Origin of the sequence: Streptomyces sp. NPDC051684 (assembly GCF_044453445.1) — a bacterium.
Taxonomy (GTDB): Bacteria; Actinomycetota; Actinomycetes; order Streptomycetales; family Streptomycetaceae; genus Streptomyces.
On sequence record NZ_JBITCS010000010.1, the window covers coordinates 106,210 to 126,968 of the forward strand.

The 20,759-nt window shown below is 71.2% G+C and carries 14 protein-coding genes; 6 read left to right on the forward strand and 8 right to left on the reverse strand.

Annotated features, from left to right (window positions below):
- Positions 1–77 precede the first annotated feature (77 nt).
- The gene (locus ACIA8D_RS14740) at positions 78–2,129 is read left to right on the forward strand and encodes a flotillin family protein (protein WP_399232031.1); all 2,052 of its coding nucleotides are present in this window, start codon (positions 78–80) and stop codon (positions 2,127–2,129) included.
- Positions 2,130–2,219: 90 nt separating this feature from the next.
- Positions 2,220–7,028, forward strand: coding sequence for a DNA repair ATPase (locus tag ACIA8D_RS14745; protein WP_399232033.1), 4,809 nt, complete (start codon positions 2,220–2,222; stop codon positions 7,026–7,028).
- An 84-nt stretch (positions 7,029–7,112) separates the two neighbouring features.
- Here ACIA8D_RS14745 and ACIA8D_RS14750 read toward each other — a convergent pair whose 3' ends face one another.
- The 8 genes from ACIA8D_RS14750 to ACIA8D_RS14785 form a co-directional block, all read right to left on the reverse strand.
- Positions 7,113–9,899 (reverse strand): alpha-mannosidase, encoded by a 2,787-nt coding sequence (locus ACIA8D_RS14750; protein ID WP_399232035.1) that lies wholly within the window; start codon positions 9,897–9,899, stop codon positions 7,113–7,115.
- Entirely contained in the window at positions 9,896–10,195 is a 300-nt protein-coding gene (locus ACIA8D_RS14755; RefSeq protein ID WP_399232036.1) for a hypothetical protein, read from the reverse strand. Before ACIA8D_RS14755 ends, ACIA8D_RS14750 begins: the two co-directional genes overlap by 4 nt.
- Positions 10,141–10,389: a sugar phosphate isomerase/epimerase family protein gene (locus ACIA8D_RS14760; RefSeq protein WP_399232038.1), complete on the reverse strand. Its 249-nt coding sequence runs from the start codon at positions 10,387–10,389 to the stop codon at positions 10,141–10,143. The genes ACIA8D_RS14755 and ACIA8D_RS14760 overlap by 55 nt, the downstream gene beginning before the upstream one ends.
- 514 nt (positions 10,390–10,903) lie before the next feature.
- A complete protein-coding gene (locus ACIA8D_RS14765; protein WP_399232040.1) occupies positions 10,904–12,130 on the reverse strand; it encodes a CehA/McbA family metallohydrolase in 1,227 nt (408 codons plus the stop codon).
- A 292-nt stretch (positions 12,131–12,422) separates the two neighbouring features.
- Positions 12,423–13,544 carry an ABC transporter ATP-binding protein gene (locus tag ACIA8D_RS14770; RefSeq protein WP_399232042.1) on the reverse strand — a complete coding sequence of 374 codons (1,122 nt, stop codon included), beginning with the start codon at positions 13,542–13,544 and terminating at the stop codon, positions 12,423–12,425.
- A complete protein-coding gene (locus tag ACIA8D_RS14775; protein WP_399232044.1) occupies positions 13,544–14,386 on the reverse strand; it encodes a carbohydrate ABC transporter permease in 843 nt (280 codons plus the stop codon). The genes ACIA8D_RS14770 and ACIA8D_RS14775 overlap by 1 nt, the downstream gene beginning before the upstream one ends.
- Positions 14,383–15,360 (reverse strand): carbohydrate ABC transporter permease, encoded by a 978-nt coding sequence (locus ACIA8D_RS14780; protein ID WP_399232046.1) that lies wholly within the window; start codon positions 15,358–15,360, stop codon positions 14,383–14,385. The genes ACIA8D_RS14775 and ACIA8D_RS14780 overlap by 4 nt, the downstream gene beginning before the upstream one ends.
- Positions 15,335–16,624, reverse strand: coding sequence for an extracellular solute-binding protein (locus ACIA8D_RS14785; protein ID WP_399232048.1), 1,290 nt, complete (start codon positions 16,622–16,624; stop codon positions 15,335–15,337). Before ACIA8D_RS14785 ends, ACIA8D_RS14780 begins: the two co-directional genes overlap by 26 nt.
- A 449-nt stretch (positions 16,625–17,073) precedes the next feature.
- Here ACIA8D_RS14785 and ACIA8D_RS14790 point away from each other — a divergent pair, with 449 nt between their 5' ends.
- The 4 genes from ACIA8D_RS14790 (at position 17,074) to ACIA8D_RS14805 (ending at position 19,549) form a co-directional block, all read left to right on the forward strand.
- Positions 17,074–17,766, forward strand: coding sequence for a DUF2993 domain-containing protein (locus ACIA8D_RS14790; RefSeq protein ID WP_399232050.1), 693 nt, complete (start codon positions 17,074–17,076; stop codon positions 17,764–17,766).
- Between the two features lie 186 nt (positions 17,767–17,952).
- Positions 17,953–18,390 carry a hypothetical protein gene (locus ACIA8D_RS14795; protein WP_399232223.1) on the forward strand — a complete coding sequence of 146 codons (438 nt, stop codon included), beginning with the start codon at positions 17,953–17,955 and terminating at the stop codon, positions 18,388–18,390.
- A gap of 45 nt (positions 18,391–18,435) precedes the next feature.
- On the forward strand, positions 18,436–18,924 hold the full coding sequence (locus tag ACIA8D_RS14800; RefSeq protein WP_399232052.1) for a GNAT family N-acetyltransferase: 489 nt from the start codon (positions 18,436–18,438) through the stop codon (positions 18,922–18,924).
- A 160-nt stretch (positions 18,925–19,084) separates the two neighbouring features.
- Positions 19,085–19,549, forward strand: a complete 465-nt coding sequence (locus ACIA8D_RS14805; RefSeq protein WP_399232054.1) for a PH domain-containing protein — start codon at positions 19,085–19,087, stop codon at positions 19,547–19,549.
- Positions 19,550–20,759 lie beyond the last annotated feature (1,210 nt).

Below are 20,759 nucleotides of genomic sequence, written 5' to 3' on the forward strand. Positions count from 1 at the left end.
GCCGTTCGCGGGTTCGCCGGCCCCCTGTGCACTGCCGTCACTGTTCACGTCTCACGCCTGACGCAAGGACGTCCGAAATGAATGCCACCACTGTGGGCATCGGCGTGTCCGTCGCCGTTGTCCTGATCGTCGTCGCCGTACTGCTGCTCGTCTTCACACGATTGTTCCGCAAGGTGGAGCAGGGCAAGGCGCTCATCGTGTCGAAGATGCGCAAGGTCGATGTCACCTTCACCGGGCAGATCGTCCTTCCCGTGCTGCACAAGGCCGAGACGATGGACATCTCGGTCAAGACCATCGAGATCACGCGGACCGGCCGGGACGGCCTGATCTGCAAGGACAACATCCGCGCGGACATTCGCATCTCGTTCTTCGTCAAGGTCAACAAGACCGTCGACGATGTCATCAAAGTCGCGCAGGCCGTCGGCACCCAGCGGGCCAGCGACCGGGACACGCTGCAGGAGCTGTTCCACGCGAAGTTCTCCGAGGCGCTCAAGACGGTCGGCAAGCAGCTCGACTTCACCGACCTCTACACCAAGCGTGAGGAGCTGCGCTTCCGGATCATTGAGGTCATCGGCGTCGACCTGAGCGGCTACCACCTCGAGGACGCGGCGATCGACTACCTGGAGCAGACGCCGCTGTCCCAGCTCGACCCGGACAACGTGCTCGACGCCCAGGGCATCCGGAAGATCACCGAGCTGACCACCGTCGAGCACGTGCGCACCAACGAGTTCCAGCGCACCGAGGAGAAGGAGATCACCCGCCAGAACGTGGACGCCCGTGAGGCGATCCTGGAGCTGGAGCGCCGGCAGGCCGACGCCGAGATCAAGCAGAAGCGGGAGATCGACACCGTACGGGCCCGGGAGGAGGCCGAGACGGCGCGGGTGGTGGAGGAGGAGCGGCTGCGCTCGCAAGGGGCGTTCCTTGCCACCGAGGAGAAGCTCGGGGTCCAGCGCGAGAACCAGACCCGCGAGGTCGCCGTCGCGCAGAAGAACCGGGAGCGGGTCATCGCCGTAGAGAACGAGCGGATCGAGAAGGACCGCCTCCTCGAAGTCATCGCGCGGGAGCGGGAGACCCAGCTGACGAAGATCGCCGCCGACAAGGAGGTCGAGGCGGAGAAGCGGGAGATCGCCGAGGTTGTACGGGAACGGGTGGCCGTCGACCGGACCGTCGCCGAGCAGGAGGAGTCCATCAAGAAGCTGCGCGCGATCGAGGAGGCCGAGCGCGGGCGGCAGGCCGTCATCATCGCCGCGGAGGCCGAGGCGCAGGAGAAGCTCGTCAAGGACATCAAGGCGGCAGAGGCCGCCGAACAGGCCGCCACACACCGGGCCGCCGAGCAACTCACGTTGGCCGACGCCGAGCTGAAGTCGGCCGACCTGCAGGCCCAGGCCAAGCGGAAGCTCGCCGAAGGTGTCCAGGCGGAGGCCGCGGCGCCGGGCCTCGCCGAGGTGCAGGTGCGCGACAAGGAGGCCGAGGTCATCGAGAAGGCGGGCCGCGCCGAGGCCGAGGCCACCGAGGCCCGGATGCGCGCCGAGGCCGAGGGGGCCCGCGCCAGGGCCCTCGCGGAAGCGACCGCGATCTCCGAGAAGCTCAAGGCGGAGGCCGAGGGCATCAACCAGAAGGCCGTCGCGATGGCCGCGCTCGACGAGGCGTCTCGCGGGCACGAGGAGTACCGGCTGCGCCTGGCGGCGGAGAAGGAGATCCGCCTCGCCGGCATCGACGTGCACCGGCAGGTCGCCGAAGCGCAGGCCACGGTGCTCGCCACGGGCCTGGAGAACGCCGACATCAACATCGTGGGCGGCGACTCCGTCTTCTTCGACCGGCTCGTGAACTCGATCGCGCTGGGCAAGGGCATCGACGGCTTCGTCCAGCACTCGGAGACGGCGCAGCAGTTGGCGAAGCCCTGGCTGGACGGCTCTGCCAGTTTCACCGACGACCTGGCGAGGATCCTCGGCTCGGTCTCCACGGCCGACGTGCAGAACCTGACGGTCTCCGCACTGCTGATGAAGCTGATGAAGAGCGGGGCCATGAGCGAGCAGGCCGGGCAGCTTCGTGAACTGCTGGACCAGGCGGGCCAGTTGGGCGTCGCCGATCTGCCGCTCGCGGAGCTGAACGGGACCCGCAAGGGCTGAGAACCCGCACCAGACAGGCCGGGGCCACCGCACGGGGGTCGGAGGCCCCGGTCATGCAGACATCCGCAGCGCACTGAGAGGTAACACGTCATGGAAACGGGGCTGGACGCCGGTACGTACGACGTTCTGCGCGACCGTCTCGCCGGGCAGGCCCGACAGCTCACCGAGCGGACCACGGAACTCAATGAGCGCCGCGTCGCCGAGTTCGGTGCCACGGGCCTCGCACTCACCGGCACCGAGAATCTGCGCACCGAGCAGCCGTCGACGGCGCGCGACGTGGTGGCGATCGGCGACATCCTGCTGTTCGGCCGGACGGCACGGAACAGTACGGGAGCCGAGGGCGTGTTCACCCTCCACGACCGGCGCACCCTCAAGCGTCTCCCGGACGACGCCGTGCCGGGACTGCTCGACGACCCCGACTTCGTACGCGAATGCTCCGCACTGCACCGCTACTATCGGGCCTCCGAACTGGTACAGCTCCGGCTCGTGGACGGCCTGTTGCTCGCCGTCTTCCGTACGGGAGAGAAGGCCTCCGACACCCGTGTGCTGCGCTGGAAGGCCGGGGCCGACGGCCGGGCCGCCTTTCTCGACGCGCGCGGCGAGCGCGACCACGTGCTGCCGCCCGCCCACGACATCGAATGGACCCCCGCCACCCGCGAGGACCACGTACCCGGCCGCCACCCCCACATCGCCGTCCCCGGCGGCGAGCTGTATGTCGCCACGCTGGGCGGCACCCTCACCCTCAAGACCGACAACGACACCGAGACCGCCGAGGGCATTCACAGCGAACCCGTCGACGAACCCCTGCAGTCGCTCGCCGACGCCGCCGTCGCGCACGCCCGCGTCGGCCCGCTGATCCTGCTGCGCGTGCGCCCCTACAAGGAGACGTCCGACCGCCACCTCGTCTACAACACACTCACCCGGACGGTCGTTCGCCTCGACGGCATCGGGCAGGCATGCCGGGCGCTGCCCGAGGGACAGGGCATCGTCTTCCCGGGCGGATACTGCCTGGCCGGCGGTGAACACAAGACGTTCGAGGCGCTCGACACGAAGGGACTCGCCTACGAGCGCACCGTGCGCGCGCCGAACGGCGAGGACGTCCTGTACGTCTTCCGCGCGCCCGGCGCAGACCGGACCCTGCTCCTCCCGTACAACGTCATCCGCACAGAGGTCGCCACACCGATCACCTGCCGCGGGCACGCCCTGTTCGGCGACGGCGAGCTGCTCGTGCTGCGTTCCCCGATCGACGACGGTCCCGCACACGTCCACGGGCTGCAGCGGTGGACCTCCCCCTACGTCTCCGACGCCCACGCCGCCGCGCAGCCGCCGGGTGAGGGCCCGCTGGCCCGCGTCGGCAACGGCGACCTGGTGCGCGGCATCTCCGACTGCCTGTCCGTGGCGCGCGTGGCGATCGACACCACCGGTACGCCGACCGCGGCCGCGTACCAGGCACTGGTCGCGGCCTGTACCAGCGCGGCCGACCGTTACCACTGGCTGCACGACCCGCAATTCGGCGGCCTGCACCGCCTGTTGGGTGAGGTGCGGTCCACGGCCGGGCAAGTGCTCACCGAGTTCGAGACCGTGCAGATCCTCACCCGGCAGGCCGCCGACGCGCTCGACTCGGCGGCGGAACACGTCACCGGACTGGCGCGCCGCATGCGCGGCGAAGTGCCGCGCGGTGCATCCGAGTGGTTCGAGCGGCTCTCCGAACTGCGCAACGCTCAGGGGCGCTTGCTGGGGCTGAAGGATCTGCGGTACGCCGATGCCGAGCGTATCGACGCGCTCGGTGAGGAGCTTGCGGCCGACCTGGCGGCGGTTGGGCAGCGGGCTGTCACGTTCCTCGCGCGCCCCGACGCCTTCGCCGTGCATCGCGAGCGGATCGAGGAGCTGACGCGGAACGCGGAGGCCCTCGCGTCCGTCGCGGAGGCGGACGCACTGCACGAGGAACTGCGGGAATTCAGCGACCAGTTGCACACGGCAGCCGACGTCGTGACCGGAGTCGACATCGCCGATGCCACCGTGCGTACCACGGTGCTGGAACGCGTCACTGAGGCACTCGCCGGCGTCAACCGCGCCCGTGCCACCCTGGAGGCGCGACGCCGCGAACTGAACGCACGGGAGGGACGGGCCGAGTTCGCCGCAGAGTTCGCCCTGCTCGGCCAGGCCGCCGCCGGCGCGCTCGCCGCGGCCGCCACCCCGGCGGGCTGTGACGACCAGCTTGCCCGGATTCTTCTCCAACTCGAAGACCTGCAAAGCCGGTTCGCCGAATCCGACGGGTTCCTCCGGGATCTCGATGCCAAGCGCACCGAGATCCAGGAAGCCCTTACCGCACGCAAACAGAGCCTCATTGACGAGCGCGCCCGCCGCACCGAGCGACTCGCCGCCTCCGCGGGCCGCGTCCTGGACACCGTCGCCCGGCGCGCCGCGACCCTCGCCTCACCGGACGAGATCCACACGTACTTCGCCTCCGACCCGCTCGTCACGAAGGTCGACCGCAGCATCGCCGAGCTGCGCGAACTCGGCGACCAGGTACGGGCGGACGAGCTGGCGGGCCGCCTCGACGCCGCTCGCCAGGAAGCCGCCCGGGCCCTGCGCGACCGTACCGAGCTCTACACGGACGACGGCTCCGGCATCCGCATCGGCCGCCACCGCTTCGCGGTGAACACCCAGCCCCTCGACCTCACGCTCGTCCCGCACGGCGACGGTATGGCCTTCGCGCTCACCGGGACCGACTACCGGGCGCCCGTCGACGACCCCGCATTCGCCGCCACCCACCCCTACTGGGACCAGCACCTGGCGTCCGAGAATGCCGCCGTCTACCGCGCCGAACACCTCGCCTCCCGCCTCCTCGCCGAGCACGGAGCCGACGCGCTGCTCGCGGCGGACGACCTCCCCGGCCTCGTGCGCGCCGCGGCCGAGGACGCCTACGACGAGGGATACGAGCGCGGCGTCCACGACCACGACGCGACACTGATCCTCACGGCGCTGCTGCGGCTGAACGCGGCGGCGGGGACGCTGCGGCACACTTCGGCGGCCCGCGCGGCAGCGCAGATCTTCTGGGCGCATCGCGTGCCGTCGGCCGACCGCGAGGTACTGGCCCGCCGCGCAGCCTCCCTCGCCCGCGCCCGCGACACATTCGGGCTCGCGCCCGCCATCGACGACTTCCGTGCCGAGCTGGCCGCACGCATGGACGGCGACCGGGCGGCGGCCGCGTACCTCTTCGACGAACTGAGCCACGGGTCCGCCGCCTTTGTCCTGTCGATGGGGGCACGCACGTTCCTCGACAAGTTCCGCGGATCGGTGGACACCTCGGCGTACGAAGCAGATCTGGCGGGGGTCGAGGACATGCCGGCCCGCCGCCAGCTCGCGGAGGCCTGGCTGCACGCCTACGCGAACTCGGCGGGGGAGGGGGCCTACGACCTTTCCGAGGCGGTGGCCGTGGAACTCTGCGCCGACCTGGACCGCTACGACAGTGACGCGGAACTGGCCGCGACCGTGACCGGCCTGCTCGGTACCCACCCGCGCATCGAGGGGCGCGCACTGGCCATCCGGCTGGACGAATTCCTCGGCCGCACGCGGGAGTTCCGCGACGGTACGCTCCCCGGGTACAGGAACTACCGGGCCCTTCGCACCCGCCTGGCCGCCACCGAACGCGAGCGTCTGCGCCTGGACGAGCACCGGCCCCGCGTGATGTCCACGTTCGTGCGCGGGCGCCTGGTCGACGAGGTCCACCTGCCACTCGTCGGAGACAACCTCAGTAAGCAACTCGGCACGGCGGGCGGCCTGTTGCTGCTCATCTCGCCGCCCGGCTACGGCAAGACAACGCTCATGGAATACGTCGCGGACCGCCTTGGCATGATGCTCGTCAAGGTCAACGGCCCGGCCCTCGGCCATGCCGTCACCTCGCTCGACCCGGCCGAGGCCCCGAACACGACGGCCCGCCAGGAGATCGACAAGGTCAATTTCGCGCTGGAGGCGGCCAACAACGTCCTCCTCTATCTCGACGACATCCAGCACACGTCCCCGGAACTCCTGCAGAAATTCATCTCCCTGTGCGATGCGCAACGCCGCATGGAAGGTGTCTGGAACGGCGTGTCCCGCACCTACGACCTGCGCGGAAAGCGCTTCGCCGTGTGCATGGCCGGCAACCCGTACACCGAGTCCGGCGCTCGCTTCCGCATCCCCGACATGCTCGCCAACCGTGCCGATGTGCGAAACCTCGGCGATGTCCTCACCGGCAAGGAGGAAATCTTCGCCCTCTCCTTCGTCGAGAACGCGCTCACCGCCAACCCGCATCTCGCACCGCTCGCCGGCCGCGACCGCGCCGATCTCGCCCTGCTGCTCCGCATGGCCGAGGGCGACCCCACGGCCCGCCCCGACCACCTCACCCACCCGTACCCAACAGCCGAACGCGAGCGGATCGTTGCGGTCCTGCGCCACCTGCTGACGGCGCGTGCCACGGTACTGGCGGTGAACGCGGCGTACATCGAATCGGCCGCCCAGGACCCGGCGACGCGCACCGAACCCCCCTTCCAGCTCCAGGGCTCGTACCGCGACATGAACGCCATCGCCACCCGCATCGACCCGGTGATGAACGAGGCCGAACTCGTCGCGGTCATCGACGACCACTACCGGGCACAGGCCCAGACGCTGACCGCCGACGCCGAGGCGAACCTCCTCAAACTCGCCGTGCTGCGCGGCACGTTGACCGCCGAGCAGTCCGCCCGCTGGACCGACATCAAACATGGGCACGTACGCGCCCGGACCCTCGGAGGCCCCGAGGAGGACCCGGCCACGCGCGCGGTCGCCGCGATCGGGCTGCTGGCGGAACAGGTCGCGTCGGTCGAGTCGGCCATCACCCGCGCCACCCACCCCGGCCACGCCCGCCCCGGCCCGTAGTGGCGGAGCTACTCGGATGGTCCGGCAACGCCGCGAGCGTGCGTACCAGCCGCCGCGACGCAGACGGGAGTTTGACCACAGTCCCTAGCGTTCCGCCGTCAGCCGGAAGGTGGCGATCTCCCATGCGCGCAGCTCGGCATCGAACCGGCCATCCCGTACCGGCAGTTCACCGGTGGTGGTGCCGGTCAGGTCCACGCGGCGCGCGGCCGTCGTGCCCGCGCGGGCGAGACGCACCGTCGTCGCCCGAGGGGTCTGGGCGACGACGCGCACCTCCAGGGCGCCGGCGCGCTCGCGTACGGAGCTGAGCACCACGCCGTCGCCCTCGACGCGCAGGCCCTCCTCGGCGGCGGGCAGCGGCGTCCGCGCGGGCGCGGTGCCGGGCAGCGTCGCCACCGGGTGGCGGAACTCCTCCGCCGCCTCCAGGACACCGGACGCGTGCCACTCCTCCGCGTACGGCAGCAGCGCCAGGTCGACGGTGCGCAGGCCGCGGCACTGGGCCTGCGGCGTCGGGATCTGCGGGCCGGCGGGCTCGTCGCGGTGGGCGTGCCGGTTGCGGGAGATCTGACCGGTGGGCCGCAGCAGCGTCAGCGCCAGCTCACGGCCCTCGTCGACCAGTTCGTACTCGGTGGCGTGCTCCAGGAGGGCGGCGACTCCCCCGGCCGCGACGAACGCCGACGCCGGGAACGTGGGCAGCGCCTCCTCGCCGAAGCCCGCCTCCGCGGTCAGGCCGCGCTCGACGACCGCGAACTGGCCCTCGCCGTAGGAGACGTCGGCCTGGCGTGGCAGCGGTACGTGCAGCCGGACGCGGTGGTCGTCGCTGCGGTTGTCGAAGGCGACCCGCAGGCGCACGAAACGCTCGCCCGCGCGCAGTTCCACCCGGGTGGTGACGGTGGTCGGCTCCGTGGCCCCGGTGCGGGCGTCACCCGCGAAGTCGCCGGCCGCCGGCCACGCGTAGCCGCGGACGATCTCGTAGGCGGACACCAACGGGCCGTCCGCGACGCGACGTACGGCGGTGCTCGACGGGGTGTCGACGACGGTGTCGTGGGCGGGCGGCGCGTAGTTGTACGTGTCGCCGAGGTCGCCGCCGTCGACGATGCGGGCCGCGCCGGACAGCGTCGTGCCGTACTCGCCGGTGAGCGCGAGGGTGCCGTCGTCGGCGATGGCCACGGTCAGCAGGCCGTTGGCGAGGGTGTTGTCCGTGGCCGTGACCGTGTGCTCGGGCAGCGGGGTGCCGCCCGGCTCGGGGCGGACGGCCGTGTGGCCGAGGGCGGGTGTCTCGACCAGGGCGGCGACGGTGCGGCGTGGCTCGGCCTCGATGACGACGCGCCAGTCGCCGTCGTGCGGGGCCTCGGCCAGGGCTGCCTTCACCTCGGCCACGTCGAAGGCCAGCTCGGAGCGGAGGGCGACGGTGAAGCGCAGCACACCCGCCTCGGCGTCGACGCTCCAGGAGGTGATCTCCTGCCCGTACAGCTCGATGCCGTGCACGCGCGCGAGGACCGTGGACAGTCTCTCGTACGGGAAGGTGTCGTCGGCGAGCAGCGTCGGCGCGGCGGACAGTTCCTGGGCGGGGTAGGAGCGGCCGGCGGCGTCGGCGAGGTGGACCGGGCCCGTGCCGGGGACGTCGAGTTCGACGAAGGTGGTGCGCGGCTTCGGGGCCGGGTTGAGCAGCAGGTGGCCGGTGTGCGGGACGCGTGCGGCCAGGGCCCGCCCGGTCATGTCCCGCACGGCCAGGCCGAGTTGTTCGGCCTCGGCGATACGGGCGGCGACCTGCTGGGCGGTCTCGTCGCAGCCGCAGCCGGTGACCGAGTCGTGGCAGGAGACCTCGATGAGGCGGTGCCAGGCCATGGCGAGGAAACGGGCGGCGTCGCCCTCGTAGAACAGCGCGGACAGCGGCTCGGCGTAGCGCTCGACGGCACGTTCGGCGCGGGCCATGGCCTGCTTGACGGGGGCGCGCACGGAGAAGACGCCGGGCAGGATGTTCGCGAGGGCGTGGCTGCGCAGTTCGCCGGCGACGGTGCCCAGGCCCTCGGTGGTGACGGGCTGTGTGGCGAAGTACTCGGCGAGGGTGGCCAGGCGCAGCGTCACCCCGTCCTCGCCCTGCTCGGCGTTGTGCGCCTGGAGAAGGTCGCAGAGGTCGGCGGCCGGGGCGGTGTGGTCGGAGCCGTACATCGCGAGCATCGGGGAGCCGTCGGGGCGCCACGGGCGCAGCTTGGCGGCGATGGCAGCGGCCCGTTCGGCGACGCGCTCCGGGTCGTCGAAGAGCCCGGCGGCGGAGCCGTAGCCGCCGGCGGCCAGGTACTCGGTGCGCACCGCCGTGCCGTCGGGCGACTGCCAGGAGAACGCGTGGGAGTCGACGGCGACGGGCACGCCGCGCCACACGCAGGCGTGCCGGATGCCGAACTGGTGCAGGATCTGCGGCACTTGGGCGGCGTGGCCGAACATGTCGGGGAGGTAGCCGACCTCCATGGCCTCGCCCATGTCGCGGCTGCGGGCCAGGCCGAGCTCCAGGTTGCGGACGATGTTCTCGCCCGAGCAGAGGAATTCGTCGAGGAGGATCTGCCAGGGTCCGACGGCCAGGCGGCCCTCCTCGACCAGGGCGGTGAGGCGCTCGCGCTGCTCGGGGCGCACCTCCAGGTAGTCGTCGACGGCGACGGCCTGGCCGTCGAGGGTGAAGCGCTGGCGCGGGTCGTCCTCCATGCGCTGCACGACCTCGTCGAGGAGCCCGATGAGCTGCAGGCGGAACTGCTGGAAGGGCAGGTACCACTCGCGGTCCCAGTGGGTGTGCGGGACGACCACCAGCTCCTGCTGCTGCCGGTCGTGGGGCTGGGCGGTGTCGGTCGCGGGCTTGGTGGTGTGGTCGGTGGTGCTCATGCGGTCTTGGTCTCTCCTGCGCAGGGAAGCCGGTGCTGGGCGGCGAAGCGGGCGGCGGCGCGCTGGGCCGTGGTCAGGTCGTCGAGGGCGCCGGTGACGCCGGTGCGGGGCGGGGTGCCGTTCACGATCATGTCGTGGAAGGCGGCGAGTTCCTGCTCGAACGCCTCGACGTCGCTGGTGAATCGCGCACGCCGCTCCATGCCGGCGGCGTTGTCAGTGGCGGTCAGTACGGTGGGGGCGTTCATGAGATAGGGGGCGGGGAAGGCGAGTTCGGGGCTGCCGGTGTCGTGGTGCATGGGCCCCACTCGCGCAGCGCCTCGACCGGGTCGCCGCCGGCGAGCCACAGGTGGGCGGTGTCCAGGCAGAGCGAGACGTCGGTGAGGTCGAGCAGTCGCCGGATCTCGTCGGGCGTCTCGACGTCGGTGCCGAGGTGGTGGTGGAAGACCGGTTCGAGGCCGCGGGCGCGGACCCGGTCGGCGGCGCGCTGCACATCGGCGGCGAAGGCGGGCCAGTCGGCGTCGGTGAGCTGCAGCGCCGGGGCGACGGGCAGGCCGGGGCGGCGAATCGCCTGGGATCGGCCGGACAGGCCAGCGTCGGCCGGGGCGCGAACCGCTCGTCGTCCACCGGCACCGAGGTGAACACGTCGAGCGCGGCATCGAGTCCCGGCAGGTCGGCGGCGAAGCCCTCGGGGTCGCCGTAGCGCAGGTCGACCCAGCCGCCGGCCAGCCCCTGGCCGTGCCGGCCGAGCCGGGCCGCGAGCTCCTCGCCCGTGCCGAGGTAGCCGAGCGGGCCGAGGTCGGTGCCCTCGTAGCCCGCCGTGGCGAAGGAGGCGAGGAGGGCGTCGGGGTCGAGCGGGGCGGTGTCGGGGGCGTAGATGCCGTAGGAGACGGGGGCGTTGGCGATGCGGACGGAGCAGGTCATGAAGGCGGGGACTTCCCGTAGGAGGCTGGGTGGTGCCTGACAGGGGTGGGGCCCGGGGCGGGGACCGGCGGCCCCGCCTCACGTCATCCGCACAGCGCGACCACCTCGCAGCGATACGTCTCCAGACGGTGTGGGCCGGGGGCCGCGGGCAGCGTCTCCCGGTTGGAGCGGACCACAGTGCGGGATCCGTCGGGGCGCACCAATACCGTCGACTCGGCTCCCAGGGCGAGGAGTTCGTCGCCGCAGCGCAGCAGCACCGGCGCATCGGGGCCTGCGGAGACGGCGGTCCGGCCGGCGGCCAGCGCGCCGAGGACGTCGGCGCCCTCGACGAGCGCCCAGGTGGTCGGCGCCCCCAGCGGGCGGCCCTGCTCCGGCCGGTGGAAGTCGCTGCCGCCGAGCGGCACGAGCGCCCCGTCGGCGAACGCGCGGGCCCAGGCCAGCGGCGCGCCGTCGGTGCGGTCGCCCCAGGTGTGGTGCCACAGCTCGGCGTGGCGGGGCCTGCGGTCGCCGAAGGGCAGCTCCCAGGCGCAGTCGTCGGCGAGCGGGTGGTTGACGGAGAGGAACCCGCCGCCCGCCTCGGCCTGCTTCAGCCAACTCGCCGCGGGGGCACGGAAGTCGATCCATCCGGTGTCGCCGAAGACGTTGGCGTGGCCGAGGTCGGTGGTGACCTCCTGCCCCGGCAGCAGCGTGATGCCCTGCCGGGCGCCCGCGGCCGCGAGGTGCGGGTGGTGGCTGACGGTGTTGTGGTCGGTGACGGCGAGGAAGTCCAGGCCCTCGCCCGCCGCGGACCGGGCCAGCTCGTCGATGGTCAGGCCGCCGTCACTGTGCAGGGTGTGCGCGTGCAGGTCCCCGGCGAGCCAGCGGGCCCCGTCCACCTCCGGCAGATCGCGCCGACGTGCCCGCCGCGCGTCGGCGGCGAGCGGTTGCGGCACGGCGACGACCGGCTCGGGCGGCACCCGGTCGGAGGCGACGGCCCGGACTTCGTACGGCACGCCCTGAGGCGGGACGCGGTGCAGCCGCAGCAGCACCCGCCACGTGCCGGGGGCGAGCGGACCCGGCAGATACCCGGGCGTGGCCCAGCTCCCGGTCACGGTGTACGTGGAGCGGGCGCCGCCGGACCAGCCGCGGAACTCCCCGTCGGGGCCGAGGAGTCCGAGGTCGAGCACGCCGCCCGCGGCCCGCTCGTAGAACAGCGTGACGGTGAGCGCCCCGGTACCGGCAGGGACCTCGACGGGCAGCTCCCGCAGCACGTCCCGCGCGCGCTGCTCCATGGTCCAGGTGCCGCGGTGCCTGGTGGTACGGCCGGTCATGCGGGCACCCCGCCTTCACCGGGCACGTGGTACCGGCGGACGCCCCCGCCCTCGCACCACGACGGCCCGCACCGCGCAGGGCAGTGGCCGCCGGCCGGCCCACGCACCGAACCGGTCCTGCGGGCCTCCGCCGCCGGCCGACCGTCGTGGCCCCGGGAACGCGTACGCGCACCTGCGCCTGCCGGCCGTGGCCGGTCCGCTGCCCGACGGGTCGCCCCGCCGACCAGCAGCCCACTGGTCAACCGGAGTTGCGGGCTCGGCCCGCGGACCGCCGTCGGTGCACCCCACCCGCTCACGCGGTCACCTCCGCCTTCACGGTGCCCGCGGTGCTGCGGTCCGCGGGCTCGACGAGGTCGCCGTCGCGGTAGAGCAGGGCGCGGTCGGCGCGGGGCAGGAGCCGGCCCGGGTCGCCGACCGCCGGCTCGTCGTCCTCGTCGACGACGGCCTGGACGGTGGTGCCGTCGACGTCGAGGGAGACAAGGTGGGCGCTGCCGAGGTTCTCGACGACGGCGACCGTGCCGGTCAGGGCGCCGTCCTCGGTGGGCTCGGTGGCCGACCAGCGGATGTACTCGGGCCGGATGCCGTAGACGACCGACTCGCCGGCGTGCACCGCGCCCGACACCCCGTCGGGGAGCGGGAGTTCGGCTCCCAGAACGCGCACGGCGTCGGCGCGGACCGTCCCGGGCAGCAGGTTCATCGGCGTCGAGCCGATGAAGGAGGCGACGAAGGTGCTGGTGGGGCGCCGGAACACCTCGGCGGGCGTGCCGACCTGGCGCAGCCTGCCGCCCTCCATGACCGCGATCCGGTCGGCCATGGCGAGCGCCTCGGCCTGGTCGTGCGTCACGAACACCGTGGTGACGCCGAGTTCGCGCTGGAGCTTCTTGAGGAACGTACGGGCTTCGAGCCGCATCCGGGCGTCGAGGTTGGACAGCGGCTCGTCGAAGAGGAACACCTGCGGGTGGCAGGCCATGGCGCGGGCGAGCGCGACGCGCTGCTGCTGTCCGCCGGAGAGCTGTGCGGGCCGGCGCTCCCCGAGGTGGCTGAGGCCGAGCGCCTCGGCGGTCTCGGTGGACTTGGTGGCGCGCTCCGCCTTCCCCATCTTCTTGATCTTCAGCGGGTAGCCGATGTTCTCGGTGACGGTCATGTGCGGGAACAGGGCGTAGTCCTGGAACACCATGGCGATGTCGCGCTTGCCGGGCTCCATGGCGGTGACGTCCGTGCCGCCGATCTCGATGGTGCCGCCGGTGGCGTTCTCCAGGCCGGCGATGGTGCGCAGCAGTGTCGACTTGCCGCAGCCCGAGGGGCCGAGCAGGGCGAAGAACTCGCCGTCCTGGACGGCCAGTTCGAGGTCGTCGAGCGCGCGGACCCCGCCGGGGTACACCTTGGCGAGGTGGCGCAGGTTGATGTCAGCCATCAGGCCTTGATCCCTCCGTGGAAGCGGAAGCCGTACCGGCGGCTGACGAACAGGAACATCAGCACCACGGGCAGCGAGTAGAGAAGCGAGAAGGTCGAGATGAGGGCCAGGTCGGGCTGGCCGCCCTCGGTGTAGAAGGTGTACATGACCACGGCGGCCGGGGACTTGTCCGGCGAGCGCAGCAGCAGGAACGGAATGAGGAAGTTGCCCCACACCTGCGCCACCGACCACACGCCGACGGTGGCGAGGCCGGGCCGCACCACGGGCACGACGATGTCCTTGACGATGCGCAGCGGCGAGGCGCCGAAGACCCGCGCGGACTCCTCGTAGGACCGCGGGGTGGTGTCCATGAAGTCCTTGAGGATGAAGATCGCGGCGGGCAGCAGTCCGCCGGTCAGGACGAGGATCACGCCGAGGTAGGAGTCGACCAGGTTGAGGTCGGCGGCAAGGAGGAAGATCGGCACCATGGCCGCCGTGCCGGTGACGATCGACGACAGCAGCAGCAGCGCGTACAGCAGTCCGTCGCGGCCGGGGATGCGAACGCGGCTGAGCGCGTAGGCGGCGAGCGCCGACAGGACCACGACGAGGGCGGCCGTGCCGAAGGCGAGGATCACCGAGTTGGCCAGCGAGGTCATGGCGTTGGGGTTGTCGATGAGCCGTCGGAAGTTGTCCAGGGTGAACTCGGGCAGCGTGGCGGTGATGCCCGGGTGCTTGTCGAACGGCGCGGTCACCAGCCACAGCATCGGCAGCGCGAAGAAGGCGAGACCGAGTGCGACGAGGACGTATCTGCCGATGCCACGCAGCAGTGCGGCGACCGGCCCCTTGGGGTGTGCGGCGTTCATGCGGCCTCGGCCTCCTTCGCCGTAGCGCGTTCCTTCTTCTTGCGCCCGAGCAGCCGCAGGTACACGAACGCGACCACGAGGTTGACCAGCAGCATCAACAGGGAGATCGCGGCGCCGTAGCCGAGTTGTCCGCTGCCGAGGGCGGTCTGGTAGATGAAGACCGGCAGCGTCTCGGTCTTCCCGTCGGGGCCGCCCGCGGTGATGAGGTACGGGGAGAAGTCGTTGAACGTCCACAGGCTGATCAGCAGCAGGTTCGTCAGGACGTGGCCGCGCACGCAGGGGAAGACGACGTCGCGCAGCTGCTCCCAGCGGGACGCGCCGACGAGCCGGGCGGTCTCCAGGTGGGAGGCCGGTACGTTTCCGAGGGCGGCGCTGTAGAGCATCATCGAGAAGGCGGTGCCGCGCCAGATGTTGTAGACGATGATCGACAGCATCGGGTGGTCGAGCAGCCAGGCGGCGCCGGGCGTGTGCAGCAGGGCGTTGAGGGTGCCGCCGTCCCGGTCGAGGAACGCGATCCACAGGAACGCGACGACCGAGCTGGGCAGGATCCACGACAGCATGACAAGGGCCTCGAACAGTCCCTTGAGCCAGCCGGCCCGCTCGCGCATCCACCAGGCGAGGACGAAGCCGAGCACGGCCTGGCCGATGACGGCGGATCCGGCGACGAACAGCAGGGTCAACCACAGCGACTTGAGGAATCCGTCGTCGCCGAGGGCCTGCTTGATGTTGTCGAGCCCGACGAAGCTCGGGTCGATGGCCGGCAGGCCGGTGAGCCGGTAGTCGGTCGCTCCCAGATAGAGCGTCCACAGGGCGGGCGCCACCAGGAACAGGGCGATCAGTACGAGCGCCGGGGCGATGAACCCGGCGGCCCGCCTGCGGCCGAGTCCGACGGCGTCCGATGCGGGCGCGGGGGCCGGGGCCCGGGTCGGTTCGGCGGACGTCCCGGGTTCAGCCGGCGATGTCGTCGCTGCCACCGAGCACCTCCTTCAACTGTGCGGAGTACGCGGCCGCGGCCTGCTCGGGCGAACGCCCCGACACCACCTGCGCGGTGGCCTCCTGGAGCGCGATCGACACCTCGGGGTAGGCGGCGAGGCCGGGTCGGTACGTGGTGACGGGGAGCGCCTTGTCGGCGGCGAACTTCAGCATGGGGTCGCGGGCGAGGACGGCCTTGTTGACGTCGTCGCGTTCGGTGATCTGCGCGGTGTCGCCGAGGCGGGCGCGCAGCGCGGCGGGCGAGTGCAGTGCACACAGCAGCTCGAAGGCGAGGTCGGGGTGGCGGGTGTGCGGGTTGAGTACGTGCACGCCGCCGCCGGAGACGCTGACGAACTCCCGTCCGCCGAGGCCCTTTCCGCGGGCGCGGGCCGGGAAGAGGGCGTATCCGACATCGTTGTCACGCCGCTTCATCGGGGAGGTTCCGGTCTTCGGTGCGATCACGTCGCGCCAGAAGTAGTCGCCCTCGGCGAGGATGCCGACGCGGCCGTCGGCGAACATCTGGAAGGACTTGTCGCGCCCCTTGGCCTCCTGCTGCAGCCGGGGGTCACCGAGTCCCGCACCCTTGCCGTAGACGTCCTGGTAGAAGCCGAGCACGGCGCGCAGTTCGGGGGTGGCTCCCGCCCACTTGCCACCAGACTCGACACTCCCGCCGGCACCGGCGAGCAAGGGCAACAGCCCCTGCATGGTGGTGGCCTCGCCCATCGCCGTCCCGGCGTTGAGCTGCAGCGGCACCACGCCGTCGAGCCGCTTGAGCCGGCGCGCGGCGTCGAGGATCTCCCGCCAGTCGCGCGGCTGCCAGTCCTCGGGCAGCCCCGCCTTGCGGAACAGCACCTTGTTGTAGAAGAGGACGCGCGCGTCGGTGCCGGCCGGGATGCCGTAGAGCTCGTTCTCGAACGTGGCCGGCCGGCGCACCTGACGGCTGATCTGCCGCCAGCCCTCCCACCGCTCGAAGTCGGCCCCGACCACGGGCCGCAGCGGCTCGATGTACCCGGCCTGCGCGAACTCGCCGACCCAGATGCCGTCGAGTGCCATGATGTCGGGTCCCGCGTGGGCCTTGAGGTCGAGAGCGAGCTTCGTCTTGTACTGCTCGTCGTCGACGCCGCTGGGGGCGTACTCCACCCTGACCCGGCGCCCCTTGGCCCGCTGGGCGCGCTCGAACCGGGGGATCACCCAGTTCTGGATCCAGTCCGCCTCGTCGGCGTTCTTGCCACCGGACACCGCGTTCGTGGCGATCGTCAGCAGCATGCTGTCGCCCCCACCACCGTCCCCGTGTGTGAGGTCGAGCGCTGTCCCGCATCCCGAGAGCAGCATCGATCCCGCACCGAGAGCGGCCGCTGTCAACGCGGTTCGCCGCGCGACGACTTCCATTCGGCCTCCTTGCACGAAATGATCGTGCGCAAGATTCACACGACATCGCGTTGGCATGAAGACCTAATGTCTTAACATTTTGGCATCGCCCGTCGAGAGGTCGACGTGCCCGTCCTGGGAGGCACGCGAGGTGTGGACCGAGGTCGCGGTTCCGCCGGTTGGTGATGTCTCGCACCCGACGCCGCCTGGGCGGAGCCGGGCGCAACTCCCCTCTGAACGCGGCGGGTTCCGTATTTCCCCGATTTCCCCGCCGACGTGTCCCGACCGTTACGCCGCATGTGATGCCCGCCACAGCATCCTGGTACGTACCTTGCTGTGGTGTCCCCATGCGCATTCTTCGAAGACTTCTGATCGTGGCCGTGATCCTCGCGGCCATTCTCACGGGCGCCGACCGACTCGCTGTTCACATCGCCGAAGGGCGCGCCGCCGACCAGCTGCGCGCCTCGGCCGGATTCGGCGAGTCCACCTCGGTGTCCATCACCGGATTTCCCTTCCTGACCCAGATCGCGGCAAACGACCTCGACGAGCTGTACGCCCACGTCGACCACTACGAGTCGGCCCTGCCCGGTGGCGGTACCGGACGCGTTGATGATCTCGAACTGCGGCTTCACAACGTCCAGTTCGGCAACAGCTACCGCACCGCCGTCGCCCGCGACGCGACCGGCAGTGCGCTCGTCCCGTACGCCGAGTTGCTGCACGCTGCCCCGAACAGCGACCGGGTCAAGGTCACCTCGCTGTCCGACGGCGGCAAGGGCCGCGTCAGAATTGCCCTCCGGGCCGCCGACGGTGGCGAGCACACGCTCTACAGCTCCGTCTCCGTCGAGGGCGACACCCTGCGCTTGCGTGCCCAGGGTGTCCCACAGGTTCCCGGAGTCTCTGCGGACCAGATCCGCGCCGCGACAAGCATTCAGCAGACCCTCACCCGGCTGCCCGGCGGCATCAGCCTGAAGGACGCCAAGCCACTCCGCTCCGGCCTGCAACTGACGGTCGGAGGCTCGGACGTATCGCTGACCGGCTGAGGTGGGCACGTTCAGGGATCGAAGGGCGAACCGCATGCCCAGCCAGCGTGCATGGCATGCACCGGCAGGCTCGGAGACAGGGGTTGGCACGGACCGGAGTCCACGAACCCGGTTCGCCCGGCCGCGAACCGGGTTAAGTTGTGCCGCGTGCCGGAGACGATCTCCGGCCACAGGGGAGGGGCGAAAGTGGAGCAGAACAGGCGGGACGGTGTCTCGCGTCGCGGGCTGATCAGAGGCGGGCTGCTGGCGGTGGCGGCTTCCGGTGTGGCGGTGGTCGGCCTTGCCGGACCGGCGAGCGCGGCCGTGGTGAATCTCGGCCTCGACCGCCAGGGCGCCAAACGAATCCAGCGATGGATCCTCACCATGTACGGCTACACGGGCTCGATCGACGGGGCGCTCGGGACCAACAGCTGGAAGGCGATGCAGCGCTTCCTGGCCACCTGGCCCAGCCAGCCCTCGCCCTACAAGGGCTCGATCGACGGGGTCGTGGGGCCCAAGACGATCGTGTCGCTGCAGGCCAACCTGAAGAAGTTCCACGGTTACAAGGGGGCCCTCGACGGCGTCGCAGGATCGGGGACCCAGGCGGCGTTCCGGCGCATGGCCTACTCCAACCCGCCGGTCTGACCGTCTGGGGTCGAGGGGGACGCCGGCACGTCGGAGGTGCTGTTCTTGTTCAAGGTTGAGTTGGATCTCGTCGTGCGTGATCTGAAGCCCGCCGATCTGACGTCCTGCTCATGGGCCGGCTCCGACCAGCATCTCCAGGGTGTCGCACGGCAGTTGGAGCGGGCTCAAGCCGGTGACGTCGACTATCTGGCCGTCTGCACGCGCGCCAACATCCCGATCGCGAAGGGCGGTGTGGACTACCGGGCGACTGAAGGTGCTGGAACTCTGTGGCAGCTCGCCGTCCACCCCGCCCTGCAATCGTGCGGAATCGGAACCGTCCTCGTCGCGGCTGCGGAGCAACGCATCATGGACCGCGGTCTTCGGTGGGCGGAGCTGGGCGTGGAAGAGCGGAATCCACGTGCTCGCGCCCTGTACGAACGGCTGGGCTACATCGCGTACGACAGTCGGCCCGACTCGTGGGACGAGCAAGCCCCTGACGGAACCCTGCGACGATACGAAACCGTGTGCACGTTGATGCGGAAGCACTTGTCGTAGGCGGAGCATCGGTTGATGGACCCGGGCCGCGGGCGCCGATCGCGCACCCTCGGTCATCTGGGGCTGTTCGGGGCGTACTTGAGGGACGGACGTACGCGCGCCGGCGGGGTCCTCCGAGCCCCTATGTCTTTGGTCGACCTGCGTGGCTCACAATGCGGGCATGGATGATCAGGGTGGGGACTCGGTGTCGGTGTGGCGGGTGGGCAGGTCGGCTCGCGTGGCCGGCTTCGTGATCCCGGGGGTCGTCGGGGTGAAGGCGTTCATCGGCTGGGCGGGGTGGTTTTCCTCTCCCGAAGTGGACGGCGCGCGGTCGGCTGGGCTGTGGACGGGGCTGGCCGTCGGCGCGACGTTGTTCTTCTGGTGGGCGATTCTCCGGGTCCGACTTCAGGTGGGTCCTGACGGGATCGTGGCGGTCAATCCGTGGGGGACCCACCGCTTGGGGCTGGATGAGGTGGCCTCGGTGAGGCTTGGTGCGTGGGGCGCGGAGTTCCATCACCGAGACGGCTTCAAGACCACGGCGTATGCGCTGAGCGAGCTGGCGTCGGGAACCTCGCAGGAGGACCGGTTCGCCGAGTTGCTGGCTGTTCTGGAGGCGGAGCCCACTCGGTCACCGCGCGACGCGTGACGGAGCCTAGGGCTTGTCGTTTGGATCAGGCCGGATCAGGGAGCGGGGCCTGGTGCGTGCGATCGCAAGGCGGAGGAGGGAGGCGACGCGGAGCGTCGTCGACCGACGACAACGCCGCGAGCGTGCGTGCCAGGCCCCGCGAGCCCGGCCTGATCCAAACGACAAGCCCTAGCGGGGTGCCGAGGAGCCGGGCGAGCGGCCTGACGGCCTCGGGCAGGGTGCCGTACCAGAGCATGCGCTTGTCCAGGCCCGACACGTGTCTCGCGCCTGTGCAGGAGGAGGTTGAGGTGCGGGTCAAGTGGGTCGACGGCGCGTTGCCTTGTGTGCACCGGCAGATCGCCCGATTATCGCCGGTATGCACGAAGACTGCACAAAATCTGGACATGAGGGTCTGCGGGTCGGCTTGCGCAGAGTGGCCGTGGGGGCCGTTGTGGCCGTGACGGTCGGCTGTGCCGCCGTACCGGCTCTGGCGGTCTCCGCACCCCCCGGGCCCCCGAGTGTCGTCAGTGGCGAGAATCCTGTCCCGGAGGCCGGCGGCGGGTACGGGGCCTCGGACACTCCGCGTGAGGACCGGCCGCCTTCGACCGGGTATGGCGACGAGGGGGACGGCTACGGCTCGGAGAACGAGCCTTCCGGCTATGGGGAGGAAGAGACGCCCGCCCCTACGCCGTCGTCGCCGGTGGGAACCCCCGTCTCCCCTTCCCCGACCGGGAGCGGGCCGGTCACGCCACCCGCGACCCCGACACCGAGCGCACCGAGCCCGTCGAACCGGGGCGCAACGCCGCCCGCAACCCCCACCCCTCCGCCGGCTGTCACGACACCGCCGGCACCGTCACCCGCCTCCCCCTCCCGTAGGCCCCAACTCGCCGAGACGGGGCAGGAGTCCAGGAGCTACACCCTTGGGGGGATCGCCGCGGTGCTTGTCGCCGTCGGCGTCGGCCTCTGCGTCCTCGCCTGCAAAAGGTGGTCCGGCGTGTTCACGAAGCGCTTTGACCAGTAGCACGCGAAAGCTTGAAGGTCCTGCTCCGTCTGCGATGTGACCGTTCCTCGCCACCGTCGGGGTTCCAGGCGTGCCCGCCCGTCTGGAGCCCTGTCCGCCTTCGGAAGGTGCGCGGTCAGCTGGTCCAGGGAGGGGGCGACCGGACTGTCCAAACAGTCTCCAGGCAGGAAGTGCAGTGCGGCCATCTCGGAGAGATGCTTGAAGTGCCGG